This window comes from Vibrio sp. 1402 (assembly GCF_033340275.1).
In genome coordinates this window covers 1-935 of sequence record NZ_JAWOWE010000122.1, presented here as the reverse complement: position 1 = coordinate 935, position 935 = coordinate 1, and the positions used below count along the sequence as shown (strand labels likewise).

Below are 935 nucleotides of genomic sequence, written 5' to 3'. Positions count from 1 at the left end.
CCTATAGGCAATTTAAAAAGCTTTGGGGAGCTGAAGCGAAAGAGCGGCTCGAGCATCACCGACACCCTCTTTCGTTTGATCAATGTATTACCGTCGAAAGCCACACTGACCATTTAAAGCTCGTCAATCGACTCGCGAGCACGGCAGAAGCTGCTATCGTGGTTGCGGCCTCTGGTATGTGTGAAGGTGGACGTGTCGTCAATTATTTAGAAGCATTGCTGCCAGATAAAAGAAATGATGTGTTATTTGCCGGCTATCAAGCGGAAGGGACTTTAGGTCGGCGTATCCAAGATGGAGTAGAAAGTGTATTGATTGAAGGTAGACGCGTAAAAGTGAAAGCTCAAGTTCATACGATGTCAGGCTACTCTGCACATGCCGATATGAACGACTTAATACAATTTGTAACTGCCATTCCCACTCCTCCTAAGGAGGTTCACCTTATACATGGTGAGGAAGATTCGAAAAAAGCACTTTATCAACAACTAATCAACCTCGGATATAACTGCGTATTATAGTGAATTAGATAATTATTTAATTTCGAGACAACATAATATATCGCAAACATAGTTTGTCGAATTCATTGATATAGTTACGTCAAGATTCAAAAACAAGCCATAAGTAAGGACTCAGGTTCAAGAAAATTCTCAAAGTTACAAGCATGTTCTGGATTAAGGGATATAATTTCTATACGAATTAAATTATAATCGCCGACTTGTAAGCAATTGGCTAGCCGAAAACAACTTATTCCATTCCTATGACAGACAGTATGAGCGACACGCTTCAAGAACGAGAAGCTTCTGAATTAACTAAGCATAATTCTATCAGCATAACATCAGCATTGGACGAGTTATCCGCAAGTGAATCAAATGCTTGCCTTTATATCTACTGTCCAAAAGAAGACGAAGCAAAAATTGCTCAAGTACTTAAGAGGCATC

Annotated in this window: 1 protein-coding gene; it reads left to right on the top strand. The window is 40.1% G+C overall.

The features are described 5' to 3' along the window. Positions 1–515: MBL fold metallo-hydrolase RNA specificity domain-containing protein (locus tag R7044_RS24560; RefSeq protein WP_318141737.1), on the top strand; the 515-nt coding region annotated here is incomplete at its 5' end. Positions 516–935: the final 420 nt, after the last annotated feature.